The sequence below is a fragment of the Kineosporia succinea genome, assembly GCF_030811555.1.
GTDB classification, from domain to species: domain Bacteria; phylum Actinomycetota; class Actinomycetes; order Actinomycetales; family Kineosporiaceae; genus Kineosporia; species Kineosporia succinea.
Genome location: NZ_JAUSQZ010000001.1, coordinates 7,473,864 through 7,495,714 on the forward strand (window position 1 = coordinate 7,473,864; position 21,851 = coordinate 7,495,714).

Below are 21,851 nucleotides of genomic sequence, written 5' to 3' on the forward strand. Positions count from 1 at the left end.
ATCCCGTGCTCAGGACACCGGATAGAGGTTTTCGGACACCTGGTTCTTGGCCAGCAGACCGGGCGTCACCTTCATCACGCGACGGAACGCGGCGATGAACGTGCTGGGGTGGGAGTAGCCGAGCTGGTCGGACACGTCCTGCACCTCGGCCCCGGCCGAGAGCAGGGCCAGGGCCTGGTGCACGCGCAGGGCCTGCCGCCACTGGGCGAACGACAGCCCGGTGGCCTCGCGGAAGGCCCGGGTGATGGTGCGGTCGCTCACGCCCAGCAGCGTGGCCCACTCGGTCAGGCCGCGGTCGTCGGCGGGGTCGGCCAGCAGCGCCTGCGCGATCGCGTCGATGCGCGCGTCGCGGGGCAGGTCCAGGGCGATCTGGCGCTCGGCCGCCTCGAGCACGTCGAACACCACGGCCTCGGTGCGGACGCGGGCGGCCTCGTCCAGATCGGGGCGGGCCAGGCGCAGCAGCAGCGACTCCAGCAGCGGGGTGATCGTGATCGACGTCGGGCCGGGGAAGGAGACCGGGGTGCGCTCGGGGACGAAGAAGGCGTCGTGCAGGCGGGCGGCGGCCGTGACCCGGCCGCCGTGCACCACACCGGCGGGCAGCCAGAGGCCGAAACCGGGTGGCACGGTGAAGATCTGGTGCTTGATCCGGGCGGTGAGGGTGCCGCCGCGCACCCAGACGAGCTCGTGCATGGGGTGCACGTGCGGCGCCCACTCGGCCGCGACCGGGTGCGCCTCGGACTCGGACACGATCGCGCCGGGCGACGGGTCGCCGACCGGCACGGTGGCGCCCGCGCGCACGACGGTGCCCGGGTCACGGCGCCAGGTGCCGAGGCCGAGGTCGTCAGGGGTGGTCACGCCCCGAGAATACGGCGCTCGTCACCGGATCCGGCCGGGTCGTCACCAGACCAGGCAGAACGGCTTCCCGGCCGGGTCGGCGTAGACCCGCCAGTTGTCACCCTCGCCGTCCAGCCTGCTCGCACCCGCCGCGAGGGTCAGGGGCTCGGCGGCCTCCACGTCGTCGACCAGCACGTCGAGGTGCACCTGCTGCGGGTGCGCGGGGTCGGGCCAGCGCGGCGCGGTGTAGGCCTCGACCTGCTGGAACATGACCGGCTGGGCGCCGTCCTCACCGATCATGGCCATGCCCTCGGCCTCGAACGTGACCGGCTTGCCCAGCAGCCGGGCGTAGAAGTGGCTCAGCACCTGGGCGTCGGGGCAGTCGAGCATGACCCCGGCCAGCGTGACGTTCTCGGCCTCGGCGTTCAGCGCCAGGTCGAACGGGTGACCGGCCGGGTCGGCGAGCGTGTGCCAGTGCTCGCCCCGGCGCAGCAGCGTGGCACCCAGGGCCTGCGCCCGCTCGGCCGCGGCGTCGATGTCGGCCGCCCGGAAGTCGAGGTGCGCCTGCTGCGGGTGCGCCGGGTCGGGCCAGCGCGGCGGCACGTGGTCGGGCGCCAGCTGGAAGCCCAGACGCCAGCCGTCACCGGTCTCCAGGCTGATCCAGTCGTGCTCGGCGCCGGGCCGGCGGCGCAGGCCCGCGAGCTCCTCGTAGAACGAGGCCAGGCCGGAGATGTCCGCCGCGTCGAGCGCGACCGCGCGCAGCGAGCCGATCGGTTCGTTGGTCATGGCCTCATCCTGCCGGTCCCGCGCGTGTTGCCCGCCCTCGGCACTCCTGAAATGCTCGGCCCCATGGACGAACGGGACTCGCTCATCGCCGCCCTCTCCGACCCCGACCGCCGCACCGGCATCGTCATGGACTTCGACGGTGTCCTGTCGCCCATCATCGACGATCCCTCGGCCAGTGCGCTCCTGCCGGGAGCGGCCGTCACCCTCGAACGGCTGGCGGCCCGCCTCGACCTGGTGGCCCTGCTGTCCGGGCGCCCGGTGGCCTTTCTGGCCGAACGCATCCCGCTGCCCGGGGTGGTGCTGCTGGGCTCCTACGGCCTCGAGCGGCACCACGACGGATCGACCGTGACCGGGCCCGGCGTCCAGGAGTGGCTGCCCCGCGTGGCCACGGCCCGTGACCTGCTGACCGAGGCGCTGGGGGCCGTGCCGGGCATCCACATCGAGGCCAAGAGCGTTGCGGTGGCGGTGCACTGGCGCAACGCCCTCGACCGGGAGGCCGCCGCCCTCCTCGTCGACGACGCCGTGGCCCGGGCCGCGGAACGCACCGGGCTGGCCCCGGAACCGGGAAAACTGGTGCAGGAGCTACGGCCGCCGCTGCCGGTCAACAAGGGCACGGCACTGCGTCAGCTGATCGCGGAGCAGCGGCTGGATCTCGTGGCCTACGCCGGTGACGACCGCGGCGACCTGCCCGCGTTCGCGGCGGCGCGGGAGGCCGGGGGCGCTTCGCTGGTGGTGCACGGGCACGAGACCGCACCCGAGGTGGCGGCCGTGCCGGGGGTGCACTTCGAGAACCCGGGCGAGTTCGTCGTCTGGCTCGACGAACTCAGCCGCACGCCCGACCCGGCGCTCTGACCCGAACCGCCCGCCCCGCGCCGTGAAGCTCGAGCCCGGCCCGAACTGCCCGGGCCCGAGCTACCCCGGCCCCAGCTACCCGGCCCCAGCTACCCGGCCCGCTCAGACCCCGGCGACGATCACCGTGAGCAGGACGACCGCGTCGGTCACCGCTTCGAGATCGTGCCGGGCGTCGGGGATCCGCACGAGATCGCCCGCCTCGCCCGCCCAGGTCTCGTCGCCGGCGTGCAGGCGCACGCTCCCGCGCAGCACCTGCAGCGTGGCCTCGGGCGGGCTGTCGTGCTCACCCAGCCGGCGGCCCGCAGTCAGGGCGATGACGGTCTGGCGCAGGCGGTGCGTGTGGTCGGGGAACAGCGTGTGGGCGCTGCGGCCCGCGGGGGCGGAGGCGGCCAGCCCCAGGTGCTCGCGGGCGAGGTCGTCGAGGCGAATCGTGTTCATGCGCGCATCCTTTCAGAGTCCCGGCGAGGTCTGACGGGCCGGGGTCCCCGGGCCGAGCACGCCCAGGGCGTACGCGGGCCACGGCACCGTTCCGCCGGTCTCCCGCAACGATGCCGGGCCGACGGCCTGGCGCAGGTGGCCGAGCGCCCGGTCGCCGGCCGGCACCGGCGGTGTGCCGTTCGCCGGAACCTCCTGCAGGAAGACGAGATCCAGCCCACCCGGCCCGTCCAGCCAGGTGTCGAGCACCCTCAGGCGGGTGCCCGGGGCGAACATCACGTCACCGGCCTGGGGACGGTCGTCGAGCAGCGGCGTCACGACCCGCGCGGTCTGCGCCCAGATCACGTACATCCCGGTGGTCGCCGGACGCGGGACGACCGCACCGGCGACCAGCGCGGTCGCTCCTGCCGGGCCTGCCTCCGTGAGGACGGATCCCGGTGCCGGTGGGCCCTCACGCCACCGGCGGGAGGCGTCCGCACCCCGCACCACCGGACCGCGATGGGTGGGCAGCAGACCCAGCCCCGAGTCCAGGCAGGCCAGGTACGCGTCCTGTTCGGCCGACCGCAGCGGCGAGCGCAACGCGACCGGCCCGAAGGGATCGTCGGGACGGGCCGCCATGAACAGGCTCAGGCTGACGAGATCGACGGCGGCGGCGGCGGCCAGGTCGTTCGCACCGAGCGCCGGGATGCGGCTGACGGCGCGGCGGGCGGCGGGTGCGTGGGCGTCCCAACGGTTCCCGATGACGGCGCGCGCCTGGTCCCGGGCGCCGGGCGCGATCCGGGGCCGGGCCTCGCCGGGCGGAGGTCCGGTGACCACCGGGGTACTCGTGACGACTGCGGGTCGTGCCGCGTCGTCCGTCCTTGAATGCTCTGGCGTGGAAACGATGTCGCGGACATCGAGCCGCACCTGATGGCGGTGGGCGACGTCGCCGAGCTCGGCGCGCAGGTCGGCGTCGACCTGCCCGTGCACCACAACCCGGAGCCGCGCGCGGACAGGATCGCTCAGCGCCGCGACCAGACCGGCCAGCACCTCCGACGCACCGCTCGGCAACGCAGCGCCCGGTGCTCCCAGGTCGAGTCGCACCGTCGCGACGTCGACGGCGGCGGACTCCTCCGGGGCCGCCCCCGGGCCCGGCCGGTGCAGCCACAGCCCGGCGCGGGTCAGCGTGAGCTGCCAGTCCGGGCCGAAAGCGTAGACGGGGCGCACCGGATCGACCGCACGCAGTCCTTCGGCCGGGGGCCGCCAGATCAGGGGCGAGACGTCTCCGGCGCCGGACCGGCACAGGACGGAGGCGACGAAAGGTGACCAGGTGCCGCGTCCACCGTCACCGACCGCCAGCACCCGGCCGTCACCACCGACCGGGAAACCGCTGAGAACCTCCACGTCGAGCCGCATCTCGCGGGCGACGGCCCGCCCCAGCGGCAGCAGGTCGGCGCCGCCGACGGGAACCAGGCGCAGCGGGTGACGGGTCCAGGAGTGCCGCTCGAGCAGCAGCGTCAGCAGGGCGACGGCGCCGGGGATGCTGCCGTGCCCCTCGCCCGCCACGGCGCACAGCACGGCCGGGCGCTCTCGCTGCGCGGGCACGGCGCAGGCCACGTCGTCCGGCCCGGTGGGCGCGGAACCGGCGGCGCACAGCACCATTCCGGCCGGGACGGGCCGCAGTTCGAGCGCACCGAGCGAGATCACGTCGGCGGCCGGGCCCCAGTCGGGAACCGGCCAGCGCGGGCCGAGCGGGGTGGCGTCGTCCCCCGGAGGGAACGACCACCACTCGCTCCCCCCTTCCCAGGGCCCCTCGCCCCAGGCGAAGAGCGTTCCCCCCGGGGCCAGGAAGACGTCCCCGGCGGGGGCGACGACGGTGACGTCCCAGTCGTCCGCGATCTGGCGAGCCAGGGCGGGCCGGCCGCGGCGCCCGAGACCGGCGCCGGACAGCGCGAGCACCAGCCGGTTTCCGGGCATCTGCTCGAGCACCTCGGACAGGGCCGGCCCGACCGCCGCGGCCAGGTGCGAAGGCACCATGACCAGCGCGACCGTGACCGACGCGTCCGTACGCAGTTTCGCGATCCAGGCGACCTGATCGGGGGCGAGTTCCGGTGCGCCGCGCAGCACGAAACACGGCCCGACGCGCTGGATCACCACAGCGTCGCCGTGGGAGGCGTTCATCAGCGGGCCGCCCACAGGGTGCTGCCGTCGAGCGTGATCGTCACGTTGCCGTCGGACTGGAGGTTGAGGACGGCGCCGGGGCGCTCCATGGTGTTGCTGCTCCACAGCACGGTGCCGTTGGAGTACACCACCAGGTTGCCGTCACCCTGGAAGCCCACCTGGTCGCCCCCGGAGATCCCGGCCGACCAGACCTGGGTGTCGTTCTCGTCGATGAGGATGAGCTTGCCGTCACCGGTGAGACCGAACTTGATGCGGTTGGTCTCCCAGTACTGGTCGTGCCGCAGTTCGGAGCCCGCGCGCACGATCGTGGTGCCCCAGGTCGGGGCGGCGGCCTCGGTGGTCGTGCTGCTGGTGGACGTGGTGGTCTTCGTCGAGCCCGGGTCGCCCGAGCCCTCGGCCGGGTCGGGATCGGTGCCGGCGGCCGGGGCCGCCGACGTCGGGGCGGCCGTGGCGTGCTTGACCGGGGCCTTCTCCGCGTCCTTCGCGCCCTTCGCCGTGCCCTTCTCCGGGTCCTTCGACTTCTCCGCGGTGGGCTCGGGCTCGCTCGGGGTCGGGCTCGGGTCCTGCGGGATCACGGCGGACGAGCCGCCGTCGGGACTCGCCTGGGTGGCGTCGTCGTCGTTCAGCAGACCGGGCACGATCAGGGCCAGGGCGGCGACCACGCCGGCCACCGCGACGGCCCCGCCGACGACCGGGCCCCGGCGGGGGCGGTCCGGGCGCGGCACCGGACGGGCCACGTCGGCCTCGGCGTGGTCACCCGAGGCGTCCAGGTCGTCCGCGAGCACCAGCACCGGGGACGCATCGGGGGCGGTGACGCCCGCGGGCCTCACCGCGGGGATGTCGTCGGCGCCCAGCCGGGGCAGGGCCACCCCACGAGGAATCCGGCCGCCGTCAGTGTCGTCGACGGGTCCGGGGACGTCGTGGGCCATCGGTCTTCCTTTCGGTGCGCGAGAGACACGGGGACGATGCCCGGTGGTTGCACACGTCGCGCCCACCGAACCTGGGTCACCGTCGGCCGCGACGGAAGTCCCGCTGACCGGAAACCCCCCGTTCGGGCGGCATGAAGCTTCTCACAGGCACGGAACGACACGGATCGACGACCGGTCAGCCGACCCACGACGTCGGCCCTCGCCTCGGATCGGACTTGACGACCGTTCAGCCAATCCCGATTCTTGTGGGACTTAGGCACCCAAACCAAGGAAACACAGATTCGGAGTGACACGGTGAAGGGCGAGGACGTGCCCAGCTCCACGGTGACCCGTCAGGCTCCGGGCCTCCCGGTGTTGCGACACCACGTGCAGCGGCTGCGAGCCGGGGCCGGCGGGGTGGTCCTGGTCGAGGGCGAGCCCGGTGCCGGTCGTTCCACCCTGCTGCGGCTCCTGGTCTCGGAAGGCACCGCGGTCACGGTGCTGTCCGGCGGGGCCGACGAGATGAGCTCGCGGTTCTCGCTGCAGATTCTGCAGGACGTGCTGGAGGACGACTCGCTGAGCTCGGTGGAGGCGGTGGCGACCGAGGTGGCGGCCCGGGCCGGGGAACGCCCGGTCCTGCTGGTCGTCGACGATCTGCAGTGGGCCGACGAGACGACGCTGCGGGCCTGGCACCGTCTGGCCCGCCTCACCCGGACACACCCCGTGCTCCTGGTCGCCGCGCTCCGCCCGGCCCCGCACCGCGAGGACGTGACGTCGCTGCGCCGGGCCCTCGTCCGGACCGGCGCCGCGACGATCGCCCTGGAACCGCTGGCGGCGCCGGCGATCGACCGGTGGCTGAGGACGCCGGGCCGGTACCGGCCCGCGAGCCCGGGCGCCGGCCGGGCCCTGCGCCGGCTGGCCCACCGGACCGGCGGCAATCCGCGCTACCTCAGTGACCTGATCGAGATGGCCGAGGCCGCCCCGTCCCCGGCCCCCGGCCCGCCCTCCACCGGTCTGCCCACCGGCCTGGCGGCACGGCTCGAACTGCGCCTGGACTTCGTCAGCGCCGGCACCCTTCAGCTCCTGCGCGCGGCCGCCCTGCTGGGCGACTGCTTCTCGGTGCCGGACCTGCTCGCGATCGGTGACCTGCCCCTGCCCGCCGTGGTGACCCAAATCGAGGAGGCCCGCCGGGCCGGCCTTCTCGGCGAGCAGGGCACCCGTCTGACGTTCCGTCACCCGATCCTGCGCGACGCCCTCCTCGAACGGATGCCGACCGGGGTGCGCCAGGCGCTGCGCGACCGGGCCGAGCACGATCTGGCCCGTGCCGGCCGCGACCCCGTCCCCGCCCGGCGGGCCGCCGTTCCCCCGGTCCCGGCCGACGCCCCACCGGTCTCGACCGGCACGACAGCAGTCCCCCTCGGCACGACAGCAGTCTCCCTCGGCACCACAGCAGTCCCGCTCGGCACCACAGCAGTCCCGCTCGGCACCACAGCAGGCCCCCGCGAGGCCGCCGCGGTCCCTGTCGAGGCCGCCGCGCGAGAGCATGATGCCCGGCTGCCGGGCGTCGCCGGGCACCGTCGCGTCGCCGGGCGCCGCCGGGGCGGCACACACCACCCGGGAACCGGATGGTCCTCACTCACACCGGCCGAGGCCGGTGTCGCCCAACTCGTCGCCGAGGGACACACCAACGCCGCTGTCGCCGCTCAGCTGTTCGTGTCCCGGCGCACCGTCGAGGGGCACGTGTCGCACGTCCTGGCCAAGCTCGGCCTGCGCTCACGGGTCGAGCTGGCGAGGGACGCGGGTCGCCGGTCGTGGGGGCCGATCCGGGCCGGGTGACGGGCCGGGTGACGGGCCGGGTAACGGCCCGGACGACGGGCCCGACTCAGGCCCGGACGACGCGCGGGCCGGCCAGCCCCAGTGCGGCCGCGGCGCTGTCTTCCAGCCCTGAGTCGGTGACCAGCACGTCCAGGTCGGACACCGAGCCGAAGCGGGCCAGCGAGTAGTTCTCGATCTTGGAGTGGTCGGCCAGCAGCACCGTGCGCCGGGCCGCGCTCATCATCGACGCCTTCACCGACGCCTCACCCGGATCCGGCGTGGTCAGGCCCCGTTCCAGCGAGACACCGCTCGCGGCCATGAAGGCCACGTCGACATACATGCGCGACAGGGGCTGAAGCAGCCACTCGTCGACGGTCGCGAGCGTGCTGCGCCGCACGCGCCCGCCCAGCAGGATCACGGTCAGGTTGGGCCGGGGCGTCAGCATCATGGCGATGGCCGGGGAGTTCACGATGACGGTGAGCTCGCGGTCGGCCGGCAGCACCTCGGCCAGGCGGCTCGTGGTGGACCCGGCGTCGATCACGATCGAGCCCTCGTCGGGCACCTCGGCCAGCGCGGCCTTGGCGATGCGCTCCTTCTCCGTGGTCATCACCGAGTCGCGCACGGCCAGCACCGGATCGGGCGCGCGGCCCACCGGCACCGCCCCGCCGTAGACGCGCCGCACGTTGCCCGAGCGCTCCAGAACCGTCAGGTCACGGCGGATGGTCTCGGTGGTGACCGCGAAATCGGTGGCCAGAGTGACGACGTCGACGCGCCCCTCGTCACGGGCCAGGCGAAGGATCTCCTTCTGCCGCTCGTCCGCGTTCACGCCGGACCTCCTCCCACCCCTCGTTCCGCCTGCTCGTCCGGTCACGAAGGTATCCATCGCCGGACCCAAAGTCATACTTCCCCCTCGTGGCTTTGCGATGTAGGCATCGAAAACCACAAAACAGGTATTGTCACGGGTGAACTGAGCGGCGCCGGCGCGAAGGATGGCGGCATGACCTCCCTCTCCCGGCGTCAGGCCGACCGGGTCGCCGACGCGTTCGCCCGTGAGCTGTACGCCAACCACGCGGTCGCGCTCCTGGCCTACGTGAACCGGATGCTGGACGATCCCCAGCAGGCCGAGGACGTGGTGCAGGAAACCGTCCTCCGGGCCTGGCGGCACGCCGACCGGCTGAACGACGAACCGGCCCAGCTCTACCGCTGGCTGAGCACCGTCGCCCGCAACATCTGCTCCGACCGGATCCGTGCCCGCAACGCCCGGCCCACCGAGGTCGAGGAGAGCGCGAAGGAGACCGAGGCCGCCCCCGACCACTCGGCCCAGGTCGTCGACACCGTGCTGCTGGCCCAGGCGCTGTCCGGCCTCTCGCACAAACATCGGCAGGCGCTCGAGCACGTGTACCTGGCCGGGTACAGCACCACCGAGGCCGCCGCCCTCATCGGTGTTCCCGTGGGCACGGTCAAGACCCGTACCCACCACGCCCTGCGGCGTCTTCGCACCCGCCTGGCCCCGGAAGGGTTCGTGGGCACGGCCGGGGAAGTGCCGGCTCCCCGGGCGCATCGTCCGGTGGCGGCCCCCGGGGCCGGGACCTCGGCGGGGCCCTGGCTCGCGACCGGCTGACGGACGTGCCCGGGCGCGTGTGAACACGACGCCGGGACCGGCGATAATGCTCGTCGCAGACCTGATCCGGATCCAGAGAGGACCGCCGCCCGTGCACGTCCCTGGCGACCTTCTGGGTCTGGACCGACTCCTGCCCCCGCTGCTGCCCGACGCCGGGCTCGGGCTCGGCACCCGCAGCCTCCAGAAGCCGTTGCACGCGCCGATCGGGTTCGACGACGCGTCGGTCCGGTGGGCGGACCTGAGTGGGCACACGCTGGTGGCCGGGCCCGGCGGTTCCGGGCGCAGCAGCACGATCTGCACCCTGATGGCCGGGCTGGCGCTGCTCGGCACGCCGCGTGAGGTGCAGTTCTACGTGCTCGCGACCGGTCCGGGGCCGGCCGATCTGGCGGACCTGCCGCACGTCGGGGGTGTGGTCGACCCTCAGGACCGGCCGGCCGTGATCGGGCTGCTGCAGCACCTGGCCGCGCGCCCGGATCACGACGTGGCGATCTATCTGGTCGTCGACTGCCCGGCGCAGCTGGCCCGGCTGGGGCCCGAGCTCATCGCCACCGCCGACGCGGCGCCCGGGCGTGAGGTGCACCTGCTGATCTCGGCCGACGACGCCGACCAGGTTCCCGAGGGCTTGAGGACGTGGTTCTCGACGCGCGTCGACCTGGAACCGGACGCGCGGGGCCGGGTCACGGAGCTGGGCGGCGGTTCGGCGGCACAGACCTTCACCGGTGTCGCCGCGCGTATCGGGATCCCCGGCGAGGGCGAGAGCGCGGCCCAGGCCCGGCGGCGCCTGGCCGGCGACGTCTCCCAGGTCTGGCACCCCCGGGAGGGGGCGCCGCGCGTGCCCGGTGCCGACGCGTCCTCAGGCACCGAGACCCGCGACCGCACGCGAGCCGGAGCCCGCGTGCACCTGGGCGAGGGCGGGCCGGTGCACGACTTCGGCCGGCACCGGGCGCTGATCGTGCGGGGCGCCCGGGCGTCGGGCAAGAGCGCCCTGCTGCGCGACATCGCCGGTCAGCTGGTCGAGGGCCGCACACCCGCCGAGGTACGGGTGCTGCTCGTCGACCACCGTGCCGGCCTGATGGACGCGGTCGACGAGAGTTACCTCCTGGGCCACGCCTTTCACGCGGCAGCTCTGCGCGACCTGGTCGACGGCACGCTGTGGGCGCTGTCGGGGCGGCGGGGTGACACCGACTGGCGGGGTCCGCGGCTGTACGTGCTCGTCGACGACCATGTGCACGCGGCCGACGACGAAGACATCTGGGCTCCGGTGCTGGAGCATCTCGAGGCCGCGGCCGACTCCGGGGTGCACCTGGTGCTGGCCGAGGCCGCCGACGCCCCGGCCGCGGTGATCGACGACGAGGTCAGCAGCATCACCCTGAGCCAGGCGCTGCTCGACATCGGGGCGGCGAGCGTCGATCTGGAGCCGGGGTCGGTGATCTACCGGGCCGGCGGTCAATCTCGGAGTTTCGCGAAACCGGCTGACTTCACCGCGATTTAGCAGTCGTTACGCGGGTCAGCGCCGATCGGTTCACCGGGTTTCGTTTCAGGGCCATCACTTCTGGACGCGTGGACGCCGGCTTGCGTCGTCGTAAGGGCGTCCAACCTGGACATACCGCATCCTGTGGCACGTCGCCGCGAGATGAGCATCACCAGCTTTCACTGCCCGTCAGTGGTTTTCACCTCCTTCTGGTCCGGTCGCGGCTCAAGCGGGTTTTGAGGGACGTGTGACGCCCACCTGAGCCAGGGCGGGGCTGAATCTCCTCCAGCGCGTTCGTTGCGAACACTCCTGAAACGCTGACCGGGAAGGACGCCCCACCCATGCACGAGCTGTCCCCGCCGCCCCCACCCCCGCCTCCGGCGGGCACCCGGCGGTCCCGACGGGTCGCGGAGCCCCCGAACGTCTCGCGGCGCAATCTGGTGCTGGCCGGTGGCACGGGAACGGTCGCCGCGGCCGCCACCGCCGCGCTGCTGCTGCGGCCCTCGGGCGGTGACGCCGCCGCTCAGGGACAGGTGAGCCTGACGGGGGCACCGGCTCTGACAGCGGCGCAGCAGAAGGCCAACGCGACCGAGGCGGCCGAGGTGGCCGAGGCGGCGGAGACGACCGGGGCGACCACGTCGTCCTCAAGCACCTCATCGGCACCGAAGGCGACCGCCGCCGCCTGGTCGATGGACTCCGACCTCGACCCGGCGCTGCTGCTGAGCCGGGCCACCTACGGGCACACCACCGCCTCGGCCGCGGAGCTGAAGAAGCTCGGGCCGAAGAAGTGGCTGGAGTGGCAGCTCAAGCCCGCGAAGATCGCCGATCCGGGCGTGAAGGCGGTGGACGCGTACTGGCCGCAGCTGAAGCGCACGATCGCCCAGGTGACCTCGGCCACCGACGACAAGCAGTACTGGATGCCGCTGATGGGCGACCACGTCGGGCGGGCGATCTGGAGCAGGCGGCAGCTGTTCGAGGTGATGGTCGACTTCTGGTCGAACCACCTGAACGTGTTCCCCTCCGACGCGCCCGGTGGCACCTACGAGACCCGGCACGCGTACCAGCGCGACGTGATCCGCAAGAACGCCCTGGGCACGTTCGAGGCGATGCTGCTGGCCAGCGCCTTCCACCCGACGATGCTGGCGTACCTGAACGGCAACGGCTCGACCGGCAAGGAGCCGAACGAGAACTACGCCCGGGAGCTGCTGGAGCTGCACACCGTGGGCGTGGACGCGGGGTACACCGAGCGCGACGTGCAGAAGGGCGCGCTGCTGCTGACGGGATGGAAGCTCACCGACGAGCTGGCCGCGACCTACGTGCCGGCCAACCACTACGTCGGGGCCCTGAAGGTGTTCGGGTTCAGCACGGCCAACTCCTCGGGTTCCGCGGGCAAGGCGGCGCAGCGGGCCTACGTCCGCCATCTGGCGCGGCACCCGAAGACGGCCCAGCACCTGGCCCGGAAGCTGGCGGTGCGGTTCGTGAGTGACAACCCACCGGCTGCTCTGGTCCGGCGGATGGCGGCGGCCTACACCCAGCACGGCACCGCGATCGCGCCGGTGCTGCGAGTGCTGTTCTCGTCGGCGGAGTTCGGGGCCTCGAAGGGCAAGAAGGTGCGCCGCCCGCTGGAGCAGCTGGTGGCCACGGCCCGGGTGCTCGACCTGAAACCCGCGACCGACCCGATCGGCCTGCTCGACCTGGTGCAGATCAGCCGCGGCTGCGGGCACGGGCCGATCAGCTGGCCGCAGCCCAACGGGTACGACGACTCGGCCGCGTCGTACCAGTCGCCCGCCGCGGCGCTGTCGATCTTCAACACCACGTCGGCCTGGCTGCTCGGTGGCGGGGCCCGGCTCAAGAATCCCGGTGTGGTGGGCTTTCTCAAGAACCCGCCGACGACCCGCACCGCCGTGGTCACCGCCGTGGCGCAGAAACTGCTCGGCCGCAAACCGACCACGGGCGAGCGCAAGGCCGTGACCACCCTGCTGGACTCGGCGAAGCTGGGCGGGCGGGCACTGCCCACCACGTTCGGCGCCGGTTCCGGTGAGCAGCGCGAAACCATCTACCTGACAGCGCAACTGCTGCTGTCGTCCCCCGCCCACCTGACCCGTTAGGCGCTCTCTGATCATGGATGTTACGTGTGGATGCCCCGAGAACGCCGGCCTGACGCGGCGCGGCCTGCTGCGCGGTCTCGGTGCGGCCGGGGTCGCGGCGGGTCTGACCACGGCCTCGGGCGTCGAGCTGGCGTTCGGCGCGGCGGCGGGAACCGGCACGCTGGTGGTGCTCTCGCTGCACGGCGGGTTCGACGGCCTGTCGGCGATCGTGCCCAACGGCGACGCGGACTACCTGAAGTCTCGCCCGAACATCGGCGTGCAGGCGTCGGTGACCAAGAAGGTCGACTCGATGTTCGGCCTGCACCCGGCACTGAAGCCGATCTACGGCCTGTGGGACGCCGGTCAGATGGCGGCCGTGCACGCGGTCGGGCAGGACGACCCGAGCCGTTCGCACTTCGCGGCGCAGGAGGCGATGGAGCGCGCGGCACCCGGATCGTCGCTGCGCACCGGCTGGATCGACCGCACGCTGGGCAGTCTCGGCAACCCGGGCGGCCTGACCGGCACCCAGGTCGGCGAGGGCAGCCAGATGCCGACGTCGATGCTCGGCCCCAACCTGAAGTTCGCGGTCAGCTCGATCGCGGGGGTGAAGCTGGAGGGCAGCGGGGCCGAAGTGCCACTGTCAGGCTGGAAGTCGGCGCTGAAGGCGTCGCGGGCGGGCACCCCGGCCACGGTCTGGCAGCCCCTGACCGCGGGGTTCCAGGCGGTGGGCAATCTCAGCGGCCTGGCGCGGGAAGCCGCTGATCCGTCGGCCTACGGCTACCCGGACTCGCCCCTGGGCCGGGCGCTGCACGACGTGGCCCGCCTGATCAAGGCCGACCTGGGGCTGAGCGTGGCCACGGTCGACCAGGGCGACTGGGACATGCACGCGGGTCTGGGCAAGCACGACTCCGGCTGGATGTACCGCCAGCTCACCGAGCTCAGCACGGCCCTGGCCGCGTTCGCCGAGCACCTGGGCACGACCGGCATGGCCAAGACCACCCTGGTCACGCTCAGCGAGTTCGGCCGGCGCATCGACGAGAACGGTTCCGGTGGGCTGGACCACGGCCACGGCAACGCGGTGTTCCTGCTGGGCGGTGGCCTGAAGAAGGGCGTGCACGGCAAATGGCCCGGCCTGGCCGCGAAGGACCGCGTCGACGGTGACCTGGCCGGCACCACCGACTACCGCAGCATCGTGGCCGAGCTGCTGACTGAGCGCTGCGGTGTGAAGTCGACGACCGGTGTCTTCCCCGGCTACAAGCCCGAGCCGGTGGGCCTTTTCGCCTGATCGGACTCCCGCGCCGGTGGCCGTCCGCTCACCCCTGGCCACCGGCGCGGGCCGGCGCGCGACGGGTTGTCTTGCAGCCGGGACACGTTGCGCTCAGTCACTCTCTCTCGGACCGAACAGCATCCAGAGCGCGGTTCCTGCCGTCGCCGACAGAAAGATCGCTGGCGCGAACCAGAAGACCCTGAGACTTATCAGTTCGGCCCGGTATGCGAGAAATGCTCCCAGCACAACGACTGCGTCGATGGCCAGGTGGCCTCCGAGAAGCTTCGCACGGGCGGTCATCCCGTTCGCGCTCATCGATCCCTCCTTCGTGAACCGGTCAAGGAGTCGAGGACGTGACACGTGGATCCGCACGACGCCCCTGACTGTTATCCCGCTGTCAGCAGAGCAGCCTCACCGGCGGGCACTGACCCGGTGCCAGGTCCGTAGGGGCCTATCTCTCGCCCGACCGGCGCCTGAATGCAGCCTGTGAGTGACCTATGACCCGAACGGCCCAGGACCACCGACCCGATTGGCCGACCACAGAGTAACTTGAGCCTCAAGCAGGCGGACGGCGGCTCCGAAAGGTTTCTCAGTCGAACCGGTTCCAAGGGGACCCGGGCTGGTTGAAGGGGACCACCTTGTCGCGTAGAGCCCTTGCATGGGTCTCAGTGGTGTGTGCCGGTGCCGTGGTGCTGGCCGGTTGCGGTAGCAGTGACGGTGAGGCGGGGTCGTCGGTGTCGGTCTCCGCGGGCCTGATCGGGGTGGCGATGCCGACCACCGGGTCGGACCGCTGGATCGCCGACGGCGAGAACATGAAGAAGCAGTTCGAGCTGCTCGGGTACCAGACCGACGTGCAGTTCGCCGAGGACAAGGTCGACGACCAGATCGCGCAGATCCAGGCCATGGTCGACGGCGGCGCGAAGGCCGTCATCGTCGGTGCGGTGGACGGGTCGGCGCTGACCGGCGTGCTGGCCAAGGCGGCCGCGGCCGACGTCGAGGTGATCGCGTACGACCGGCTGATCCGTGACACCCCGGACATCGACTACTACGCCAGCTTCGACAACTTCCGGGTCGGCGTGCTGCAGGCCGACTACCTGGTGAAGACGCTGAAGCTGACCAAGGCGGGCGGGCCGTACAACCTCGAGCTGTTCGCGGGCGACGCCAAGGACAACAACGCCGGGTTCTTCTTCGACGGTGCGATGAGCGTGCTCCAGCCCTACATCTCCTCGGGCAAGCTCGAGATCCGCAGCGGGCAGACCGCGTTCGCCAAGGTGACGACCGAGGGCTGGAACGGCGAGGTCGCGGGCGAGCGGATGACGAGCCTGCTCAACAGCGACTACGCCGGCACGGACGTCGACGCGGTGCTCTCGCCCTACGACGGCATCTCGCGCGGCATCATCGCGTCCCTGCAGAAGAAGGGCTACGGCACCAGGAACAAGCCGCTGCCCGTCATCACCGGGCAGGACGCCGAGCTCGACTCGGTCAAGGCCATCGCCGACGGCACACAGGGTCAGACCGTGTACAAGGACAGCCGCGAGCTGGCCAAGGTCGCGGTGCAGATGACCGACTCGCTGCTGTCCGGCGGCACCCCCGAGGTCAACGACACGAAGCAGTACAACAACGGGGTCAAGGACGTGGCCTCGTTCCTGCTGCAGCCGGTGAGCGTGGACAAGGACAACTACGAGAGCGTTCTCGTCGACGGCGGGTACTACACCGCAGACCAGATCGGAAACTGAGCCAGCGATGAACACTGTGGTCTCCCGCTTCCTCGACCTGCCCACCTGGACCAAGCTGACCGCCCTGGTCGCCGCCAGCGTGATCGCCCTGCTCACCTGCCTCGGCCTGAGCTGGGACACGAACCACTCCTCGAGCACCACCAGCAAGCAGCTGCGCGACCTGAACTCGGCCGACGCGATCGCCCTGCAGCTGAACGGTCTCGCCGGCGAACTGAAGTCGCAGGTGCTGAGCTCGATCCTGAGCGACGACACGGCCCGGCAGCAGGACGCCATCAAGGACCAGGCCGCCACCGCCCAGGGCCTGGTCACCGAACTCGACGCGCTCGAGCTGCCCGCCGGCAGCCAGGTCACGGTCGACCGGATCAACACCGTGATGAACGAATACCTCAGCGTCGTGGACACGTTCGTGCAGGGCGCGAAGGCCGACCCCACCACGGCCCGGCTCAACTGGGAGCAGGTCGGCGTGGACAACTACCTGGTCAGCGCGGTCACCGCGAACGGCCGGGCGTACTTCGCGCAGCAGGTCGACGCGGCCGAGGCCAGCCAGGCCGCGACCGCCCGGCGGCACTTCCTCACCATGGTGATCGCCGTCGCCGTCGCCGCCCTGGTGCTCGTGGTCATCGCACGGTTCGTCGTCACCGCCGTCACCCGCCCGCTGGTGCGGGTGCGCCGCTCGGTCGACGCGATGGCCGAGGGCATCCTCACGGTTCCCGCCGACGTGCACTCCAAGGACGAGATCGGCCAGATGGCCGTGGCTCTCGACCGGGCGCGCGACCAGGTGCGCGCGGTCGTGACCTCGGTCTCGACGTCCGCCACCGCCCTGGCCGACTCGGCCCGGCAGATGGCCGGCAACTCGTCCACCATGGTCGCCTCCGCCGCGACCTCCTCGACGCAGGCCGGTGAGGCCTCGGGCGTCGCGGCCGACGTGTCGAACAACGTGCAGGCCATCGCCAAGGGCTCGGAGGAGATGGACTCGGCCATCCGCGAGATCGCCCGCAGCGCCAGTGAAGCCGCCGACGTCGCCAGCCAGGCCGTCGAGGTCGCCGGCTCGACCACCGCCCAGATCGGCCGGCTGGGCGAGTCCTCGGCCCAGATCGCCACCGTGGTCGAGATGATCACCTCGATCGCCGAGCAGACCAACCTGCTCGCGCTCAACGCCACGATCGAGGCCGCCCGCGCCGGTGAGAGCGGCAAGGGCTTCGCGGTGGTCGCCAACGAGGTCAAGGACCTGTCGCGGGCCACCGCCCAGGCCACCGGCGAGATCACCAAGTGGGTGACCTCGATCCAGACCGACACCGGGGACGTGGTCACGGCCATCGGTGAGATCAGCTCGGTCATCGACCGGATCCGCGACTACCAGAACGTGATCGCCACGGCCGTCGAGGAGCAGTCCTCCACCGCCGCCGAGATCAGCCGCGGGGTCATGGCCCTGTCCGACGGCGCCCGCGGTATGGCGACCAACGTCTCCACCATCGCCGACGCCACCCGCATCACCACGCACGGCCTGTCGGAGTCGGAGGCCTCGGTCGCCGAGCTCAGCCGGATGGCGGCCGAACTGCAGAGCCGGGTCAACCAGTTCACTGTCTGACCGGTCCGACCCACACCTGAGAGTGAGGACGAGGTGCCCGGGTGGGCACCTCGTCCTCACCGTGGTTCGTCCCCGGACAGGCCCTAGGCTTGCGAGCCGTGACGAACGAACTGGCCGGCCTCGTGAGATCAGTGCTCGACGAACCCCGCCCCTGGAAGGTGACGCAGGTGGGCGCGCCGGTGCTGCGGCAGACGGCGGTGCCGTACGACGGGCAGCTCGACGAGGCGCTGCTGCACGAACTGCTCGACGCCATGCGCGCGCACCTGCCCGGTGTGGGCGTGGGGCTGGCGGCTCCGCAGATCGGGATCGGTCTGGCGGTGGCCGTGATCGAGGATCCGGGAGGCTCCGACCCGGCCGTCAACGAGGTGCGGGAGCGTCCGGCGCAGCCGCTGCTGGAGCTGGTGAACCCGGTCGTGACGCCGATCGGCGACGAGAAGGTGGCGTTCTACGAGGGCTGCCTGAGCGTCGAGGGGCTCGGTGCGGTGGTGTCACGCTACCGGCGTGTTCTTCTCAAGGCCCAGGACCGTCACGGAAAGCCCTACGAGGCCGAGCTTTCGGGCTGGCCGGCGCGGATCGCGCAGCACGAGACCGATCACCTGAACGGCACGATCTACCTGGACCGGGCCGAGATCCGTTCACTGTCCACGGTCTCGGCGATGCAGGAACGCTGGAACCAGCCGACGCCCGCCGAGGCGTCGGCCGTGCTGGGGTTCCCGCTGCGTCAGAGGTAGAGGTCGAAGGTGCTGGCGGCGGGCGGCTCTTCGGCACGCTGCGCCGCCGGCTTGGCCGTCTGGCGCTCCGAGGCCAGCTCGGCCGCGGAGATGGCGGCCTGGTCGAGCGAGACCCGGGCCTCGTCCATGTTCAGCACCTGCTGGTCGGCACCGGCCTTCTGATCCTCCTCGAGGATCTTCTGGTCGGTCACCAGCTGCTTCTGCAGGTTCAGCATCGAGGATGAGTTTCCCCCGACGGGGCTGACGTCCATGACTGGGCACACCTCCGGGACGTTTCGTGCGGACGCAAGATCCATCGGCCAGTACCACAGCTGTATAAGAGATTTTCGTTGCCGTGATCAACTGCTCCGCGCGAGCTGGGGCAGGCGTTGCGGGGCGCCCGCGAGTGCGGCCGTGACCAGGGCCGCCAGGGCGAGGGCGAGCGTCAGGGTGCCGACCGCCTGCCCGACGGTGGACGCGAGGGCGAGCGCGCCGGTCGCGGTGGTCACGACGCCGCACGCGCCGTAGGCGACGGCGGCGTACCCGGAGGCGGCGCGGCCCTGGTGGGAGGGGCGCAGGCCGTGGGTGACGGTGGCCAGGCCGAGGCTGTAGGCGGGGCCCTGCCCGAGACCGCAGACGATCGCGCCGACGGTGAGGAGCCACAGGTCGGCGGTCTCCAGGGCGGTCGCGATCAGGGCCAGGCCGGCGACCAGGGGGATGCACAGCTGCCAGGCCCGCAGGCGCAGGAGGTCGCGGCGGCAGGCGGTCTGCGCGGCCCAGGCCGCGGCCAGGAAGACGCCGACCGGTAACACGGCCTGCAGCAACGAGATCGAGGGCAGGGCGCCGCGCAGGGTCGCGGGTACCAGGGCGAGGACGACGCCGGCGGCGCTCCAGGCCATGGCGCCCAGCAGCAGTCCGGCGCGGCGGTGGCGGGCGCGGTAGAGGCCGGGGGTGGACACGTCGGGCGCGGTGCGCACGCTGGCGTGCCGGGTGCGCAGGTGCACGGCGAGCACGGTCACGGTGACGAGCAGGTGCAGGCCGAACACGGTGACGGCGGGGGCGGGCAGGGTGGATCCGAGCAGGCCGCCGCCGAGATTGCCCACGAGGGAACCGATCACGGCACCGGAGGCCACGACCGTGCGGGCGCGTTCGCCGAGCCCGGCCAGGGCCAGGGTGGCGCAGGCGCCGGTGGCCAGGCCGACGCTGACGCCGGAGGCCAGGCGGCCGGCCAGCAGGAAGCCGAAAGTGCCGGATCCGAGGGCCATCAGGAGGTCGGCGGCGACGCTGAGCGCGAGCGCGGCCGTCAGCACGCGCGGGGCGCGGGCGTTCAGGTCACGGGTCATGACGGTGACCAGGGTGGTCACCAGGGCGAGCAGGTACAGGCTGAAGACGACCGACTGGGCCAGTGACGTCAGCGCGTAACGGTCGGTGTAGAGCGGCACCAGCGGGTTGGGGAGGTTCACCCCGGCCAGCACCACGCAGAAGGCGACCACCGGGACCACGCCGCCGGAACGTCCACTCTTGATCGTGCCCACCGGAAACCACCGCTCTGCCGCCACCGTCCCGAGCCGATAGCAGCCTCGTCGCGGCATCAGCAATGCAGGCACGAGTGTGGAAAGGATGGCCGGAACGGGCAAGACTTTGCCTCACGGTTGAACAATCTGTTCAACTGGGCGCGGCACGGGGGCACGGATCCGATCAGGACGATCAACGGGAGCGGCATGACTGGGATCGACGGCATCGACGGGCGCATCCTGCGCACGCTCGACGCCTCTCCACGCGCCACGGTGCAGTACGTGGCCGAGCACCTGGGCATCGCGCGGGGCACGGCGCACTCGCACATCGGGCGGCTCTTCGAGGGCCCCCACCTGTGCCCGGTGAGCTCCCGGCTGCGGCCGGCGAGCGTGGGGCGTCCGTTGCGGGCGCAGGTGACGGCCGAGGTCGACCAGTCGACGTTCGAGGGGATGATCGGCGACCTGTCGAAGATCCCGGAAGTGGTCGAGTGCGTGGCGATCTCGGGGGCGAGCGACCTGGCCATCGAGATCCTGGCGCGGGACGCGGACGACGTCTATCGCATCACGCAGCGCATCATGGAGTGCCGCGGGATCCGGCGCACGGCCACGAGCCTGGTGCTGCGGGAGCTGATCCCCCGGCGGATGTCGCAGCTGCTCGATTAGGCCGGGCGGGTGAACGGGGCCCGATTCCGCCCTTGAGTGAGGGGAAACACCCGGGAATCACCCATGATGAGCCGTGCCCATGTCCCAGTACCGCATCATCGCCGACGAGATCGCGGCACGGATCCAGTCCGGGCACCACGCGCCGGGCACCCTTCTGCCCAGCCCGGGTGACCTCGAGCACCTGGGGCACCGGCTCGGGGACGCCCGCGACGCGTTGCGCTGGCTGGTGCGGCACGGCTGGGCCGAGATCCGGCCGGGCACCGGTTATCACGTGACCGAGCAGCCGCCGCAGGACGAGTGGGAGCAGTTCACCCGGCACGTGGACGGGTATCTCGACGGGCTGCGCGACAGCTGATCCGGCTCCGCCGATCGGCCGAAACCCCGCTCCGGCATTGGGACGACGGGCAGCTCCGCCACTGTCCCGGTGCGCCGCCGGCCAGCAGAATGACGCGTATCAACTCAGGGGGCACCGCACCACGGGTGGAGCTGAAACGTGAACATCGCGGGGAAACTGGACGCGAACGCCGATCTGATCGTCGTGATCGCCGTCGCCGGGGCCCTGATCACGATTGTCCTGGGCATCGTGATCGGCCAGCTCAAGCTGGAATGGCTGAAGCAGCGGCAGGCGACGGCCTGGACGCTGGTGGCGGTCCTGACCATCGGGGCCGCGCTCACGGCGGCGATCAGGAGCGCCACGGTCGATCGCAGCACGACGAGCAGCAGCGCGAGCAGCAGCACGAGCAGCGCCTCGGCCGGCGCGCGGATCGTCTCGCCGGAGCGGGATCAGGAGGTGGAGCGGGACTTCGTCCTCACCGCCGACCTCACCGACGATCTGGCGGAGGGCGAGGAGGTGCACCTGCGTCACCGCCTCGTCGGCACCCTGCCCTGGAGCGTGTGGACGGAGCCCTGCCGGGTTCTGGCGGGGAGGGTGACCTGTACCGGCACGATGGGGTTCGTCTACCAGAAGGTGAAGTACTACGAGCTGGACCTGCTCGTGCTCCATGTGCCCGCGTCCGCCCGGCGGGACCTGACGCTCGACGCGCCGGAGGGCACGACCAGCCTGGCCCACACCCTCGTCCACCGGGCCGAGGCCAGGCGTCCCGCGAAGAAGACCACCAAGCCGCAGCGAGACGATCCGGTCTCTCACCCGAACCGGACCTCCGACCCGGATCCGGACCCGACGGCGTCCTTCGGTCCCACTCCGGAGGTCACGGCGTCGGAGGACGAGGAGTTCTCCACCCCTGAGCCCGAGCCCAGTGACGAGCCGCCCTCCCCCACGGGCGAGGAGGACGGCGGCTCCCCGTGACCGGCACACTCATGGCCCTGGTGTTGCCGGTGGTGCGGGCAGCGGCCACGATGGAGGTGCCCACCCCGCTCCTGCCGAGAGGTGTCCTGTGCGCTTCC

General features: G+C 72.1%; 21 protein-coding genes. 12 read left to right on the forward strand and 9 right to left on the reverse strand.

Annotated features, from left to right (window positions below):
* Positions 1-9: 9 nt before the first annotated feature.
* Both J2S57_RS32980 and J2S57_RS32985 read right to left on the reverse strand, forming a co-directional pair.
* A complete protein-coding gene (locus J2S57_RS32980) occupies positions 10-855 on the reverse strand; it encodes a helix-turn-helix domain-containing protein (RefSeq protein ID WP_307250086.1) in 846 nt (281 codons plus the stop codon).
* A gap of 42 nt (positions 856-897) precedes the next feature.
* The gene (locus J2S57_RS32985; protein ID WP_307250088.1) at positions 898-1,620 is read right to left on the reverse strand and encodes a VOC family protein; all 723 of its coding nucleotides are present in this window, start codon (positions 1,618-1,620) and stop codon (positions 898-900) included.
* A 63-nt stretch (positions 1,621-1,683) separates the two neighbouring features.
* Here J2S57_RS32985 and otsB point away from each other — a divergent pair, with 63 nt between their 5' ends.
* On the forward strand, positions 1,684-2,472 hold the full coding sequence (otsB, locus tag J2S57_RS32990) for a trehalose-phosphatase (protein WP_307250090.1): 789 nt from the start codon (positions 1,684-1,686) through the stop codon (positions 2,470-2,472).
* A gap of 102 nt (positions 2,473-2,574) precedes the next feature.
* Here the strand turns inward: otsB and J2S57_RS32995 are convergent, their stop codons facing one another.
* The 3 genes from J2S57_RS32995 to J2S57_RS33005 are packed head-to-tail and all read right to left on the reverse strand — an operon-like array spanning position 2,575 to position 5,996.
* A complete protein-coding gene (locus J2S57_RS32995) occupies positions 2,575-2,910 on the reverse strand; it encodes a cupin domain-containing protein (RefSeq protein ID WP_307250092.1) in 336 nt (111 codons plus the stop codon).
* A 12-nt stretch (positions 2,911-2,922) separates the two neighbouring features.
* Complete coding sequence (locus tag J2S57_RS33000) at positions 2,923-5,067, reverse strand: hypothetical protein (protein WP_307250095.1); 2,145 nt, start codon at positions 5,065-5,067, stop codon at positions 2,923-2,925.
* On the reverse strand, positions 5,067-5,996 hold the full coding sequence (locus J2S57_RS33005; protein WP_307250097.1) for a hypothetical protein: 930 nt from the start codon (positions 5,994-5,996) through the stop codon (positions 5,067-5,069). Before J2S57_RS33005 ends, J2S57_RS33000 begins: the two co-directional genes overlap by 1 nt.
* Positions 5,997-6,290: 294 nt before the next feature.
* On the opposite strand from J2S57_RS33005, the gene J2S57_RS33010 reads away from it, so the two are divergent.
* Entirely contained in the window at positions 6,291-7,811 is a 1,521-nt protein-coding gene (locus J2S57_RS33010) for a helix-turn-helix transcriptional regulator (RefSeq protein WP_307250099.1), read from the forward strand.
* Between the two features lie 46 nt (positions 7,812-7,857).
* Here the strand turns inward: J2S57_RS33010 and J2S57_RS33015 are convergent, their stop codons facing one another.
* Complete coding sequence (locus tag J2S57_RS33015; protein ID WP_307250101.1) at positions 7,858-8,616, reverse strand: DeoR/GlpR family DNA-binding transcription regulator; 759 nt, start codon at positions 8,614-8,616, stop codon at positions 7,858-7,860.
* A gap of 171 nt (positions 8,617-8,787) precedes the next feature.
* Between J2S57_RS33015 and J2S57_RS33020 the strand changes: the two genes are divergently transcribed.
* From J2S57_RS33020 to J2S57_RS33035, 4 genes are all read left to right on the forward strand, one after another.
* Positions 8,788-9,411 carry a sigma-70 family RNA polymerase sigma factor gene (locus tag J2S57_RS33020; protein ID WP_307250103.1) on the forward strand — a complete coding sequence of 208 codons (624 nt, stop codon included), beginning with the start codon at positions 8,788-8,790 and terminating at the stop codon, positions 9,409-9,411.
* Between the two features lie 91 nt (positions 9,412-9,502).
* On the forward strand, positions 9,503-10,903 hold the full coding sequence (locus J2S57_RS33025) for an FtsK/SpoIIIE domain-containing protein (protein WP_307250106.1): 1,401 nt from the start codon (positions 9,503-9,505) through the stop codon (positions 10,901-10,903).
* 320 nt (positions 10,904-11,223) lie between these two features.
* Entirely contained in the window at positions 11,224-12,990 is a 1,767-nt protein-coding gene (locus J2S57_RS33030; protein WP_307250108.1) for a DUF1800 domain-containing protein, read from the forward strand.
* A 13-nt stretch (positions 12,991-13,003) separates the two neighbouring features.
* Positions 13,004-14,254 (forward strand): DUF1501 domain-containing protein, encoded by a 1,251-nt coding sequence (locus tag J2S57_RS33035; RefSeq protein ID WP_307250110.1) that lies wholly within the window; start codon positions 13,004-13,006, stop codon positions 14,252-14,254.
* Between the two features lie 93 nt (positions 14,255-14,347).
* Here the strand turns inward: J2S57_RS33035 and J2S57_RS33040 are convergent, their stop codons facing one another.
* Positions 14,348-14,551: a hypothetical protein gene (locus J2S57_RS33040; protein WP_307250112.1), complete on the reverse strand. Its 204-nt coding sequence runs from the start codon at positions 14,549-14,551 to the stop codon at positions 14,348-14,350.
* Positions 14,552-14,970: 419 nt separating this feature from the next.
* On the opposite strand from J2S57_RS33040, the gene chvE reads away from it, so the two are divergent.
* From chvE to J2S57_RS33055, 3 genes are all read left to right on the forward strand, one after another.
* Positions 14,971-15,972 carry a multiple monosaccharide ABC transporter substrate-binding protein gene (chvE, locus tag J2S57_RS33045; RefSeq protein WP_307250114.1) on the forward strand — a complete coding sequence of 334 codons (1,002 nt, stop codon included), beginning with the start codon at positions 14,971-14,973 and terminating at the stop codon, positions 15,970-15,972.
* Positions 15,973-15,979: 7 nt separating this feature from the next.
* A complete protein-coding gene (locus tag J2S57_RS33050) occupies positions 15,980-17,560 on the forward strand; it encodes a methyl-accepting chemotaxis protein (RefSeq protein WP_307250115.1) in 1,581 nt (526 codons plus the stop codon).
* A gap of 98 nt (positions 17,561-17,658) precedes the next feature.
* On the forward strand, positions 17,659-18,291 hold the full coding sequence (locus J2S57_RS33055; RefSeq protein ID WP_307250117.1) for a peptide deformylase: 633 nt from the start codon (positions 17,659-17,661) through the stop codon (positions 18,289-18,291).
* Here the strand turns inward: J2S57_RS33055 and J2S57_RS33060 are convergent.
* The gene (locus J2S57_RS33060) at positions 18,282-18,506 is read right to left on the reverse strand and encodes a hypothetical protein (protein ID WP_307250119.1); all 225 of its coding nucleotides are present in this window, start codon (positions 18,504-18,506) and stop codon (positions 18,282-18,284) included. The genes J2S57_RS33055 and J2S57_RS33060 overlap by 10 nt on opposite strands.
* Before the next feature lie 123 nt (positions 18,507-18,629).
* On the reverse strand, positions 18,630-19,805 hold the full coding sequence (locus J2S57_RS33065; protein WP_307250121.1) for an MFS transporter: 1,176 nt from the start codon (positions 19,803-19,805) through the stop codon (positions 18,630-18,632).
* 186 nt (positions 19,806-19,991) lie between these two features.
* Between J2S57_RS33065 and J2S57_RS33070 the strand changes: the two genes are divergently transcribed.
* The 3 genes from J2S57_RS33070 to J2S57_RS33080 all read left to right on the forward strand — a co-directional run bounded on the left by J2S57_RS33070 (position 19,992) and on the right by J2S57_RS33080 (position 21,753).
* On the forward strand, positions 19,992-20,447 hold the full coding sequence (locus J2S57_RS33070) for an Lrp/AsnC family transcriptional regulator (RefSeq protein ID WP_307250123.1): 456 nt from the start codon (positions 19,992-19,994) through the stop codon (positions 20,445-20,447).
* Between the two features lie 79 nt (positions 20,448-20,526).
* Positions 20,527-20,802 (forward strand): GntR family transcriptional regulator, encoded by a 276-nt coding sequence (locus J2S57_RS33075; protein ID WP_307250125.1) that lies wholly within the window; start codon positions 20,527-20,529, stop codon positions 20,800-20,802.
* Positions 20,803-20,940: 138 nt separating this feature from the next.
* Positions 20,941-21,753, forward strand: a complete 813-nt coding sequence (locus tag J2S57_RS33080; protein WP_307250127.1) for a hypothetical protein — start codon at positions 20,941-20,943, stop codon at positions 21,751-21,753.
* Positions 21,754-21,851: the final 98 nt, after the last annotated feature.

Bases quoted from the DNA above. Each gene is read 5' to 3' on its own strand.
- J2S57_RS33050 (WP_307250115.1), top strand. From the start codon at position 15,980: ATGAACACTGTGGTCTCCCGCTTCCTCGACCTGCCCACCTGGACCAAG.
- J2S57_RS33030 (WP_307250108.1), top strand. From the start codon at position 11,224: ATGCACGAGCTGTCCCCGCCGCCCCCACCCCCGCCTCCGGCGGGCACC.
- J2S57_RS33035 (WP_307250110.1), top strand. From the start codon at position 13,004: ATGGATGTTACGTGTGGATGCCCCGAGAACGCCGGCCTGACGCGGCGC.
- J2S57_RS33070 (WP_307250123.1), top strand. From the start codon at position 19,992: ATGACTGGGATCGACGGCATCGACGGGCGCATCCTGCGCACGCTCGAC.
- J2S57_RS33000 (WP_307250095.1), bottom strand. From the start codon at position 5,067: ATGAACGCCTCCCACGGCGACGCTGTGGTGATCCAGCGCGTCGGGCCG.
- J2S57_RS33040 (WP_307250112.1), bottom strand. From the start codon at position 14,551: ATGAGCGCGAACGGGATGACCGCCCGTGCGAAGCTTCTCGGAGGCCAC.
- J2S57_RS33020 (WP_307250103.1), top strand. From the start codon at position 8,788: ATGACCTCCCTCTCCCGGCGTCAGGCCGACCGGGTCGCCGACGCGTTC.
- J2S57_RS33005 (WP_307250097.1), bottom strand. From the start codon at position 5,996: ATGGCCCACGACGTCCCCGGACCCGTCGACGACACTGACGGCGGCCGG.
- J2S57_RS33075 (WP_307250125.1), top strand. From the start codon at position 20,527: ATGTCCCAGTACCGCATCATCGCCGACGAGATCGCGGCACGGATCCAG.
- J2S57_RS32995 (WP_307250092.1), bottom strand. From the start codon at position 2,910: ATGAACACGATTCGCCTCGACGACCTCGCCCGCGAGCACCTGGGGCTG.
- J2S57_RS32985 (WP_307250088.1), bottom strand. From the start codon at position 1,620: ATGACCAACGAACCGATCGGCTCGCTGCGCGCGGTCGCGCTCGACGCG.
- otsB (WP_307250090.1), top strand. From the start codon at position 1,684: ATGGACGAACGGGACTCGCTCATCGCCGCCCTCTCCGACCCCGACCGC.
- J2S57_RS33060 (WP_307250119.1), bottom strand. From the start codon at position 18,506: ATGCTGAACCTGCAGAAGCAGCTGGTGACCGACCAGAAGATCCTCGAG.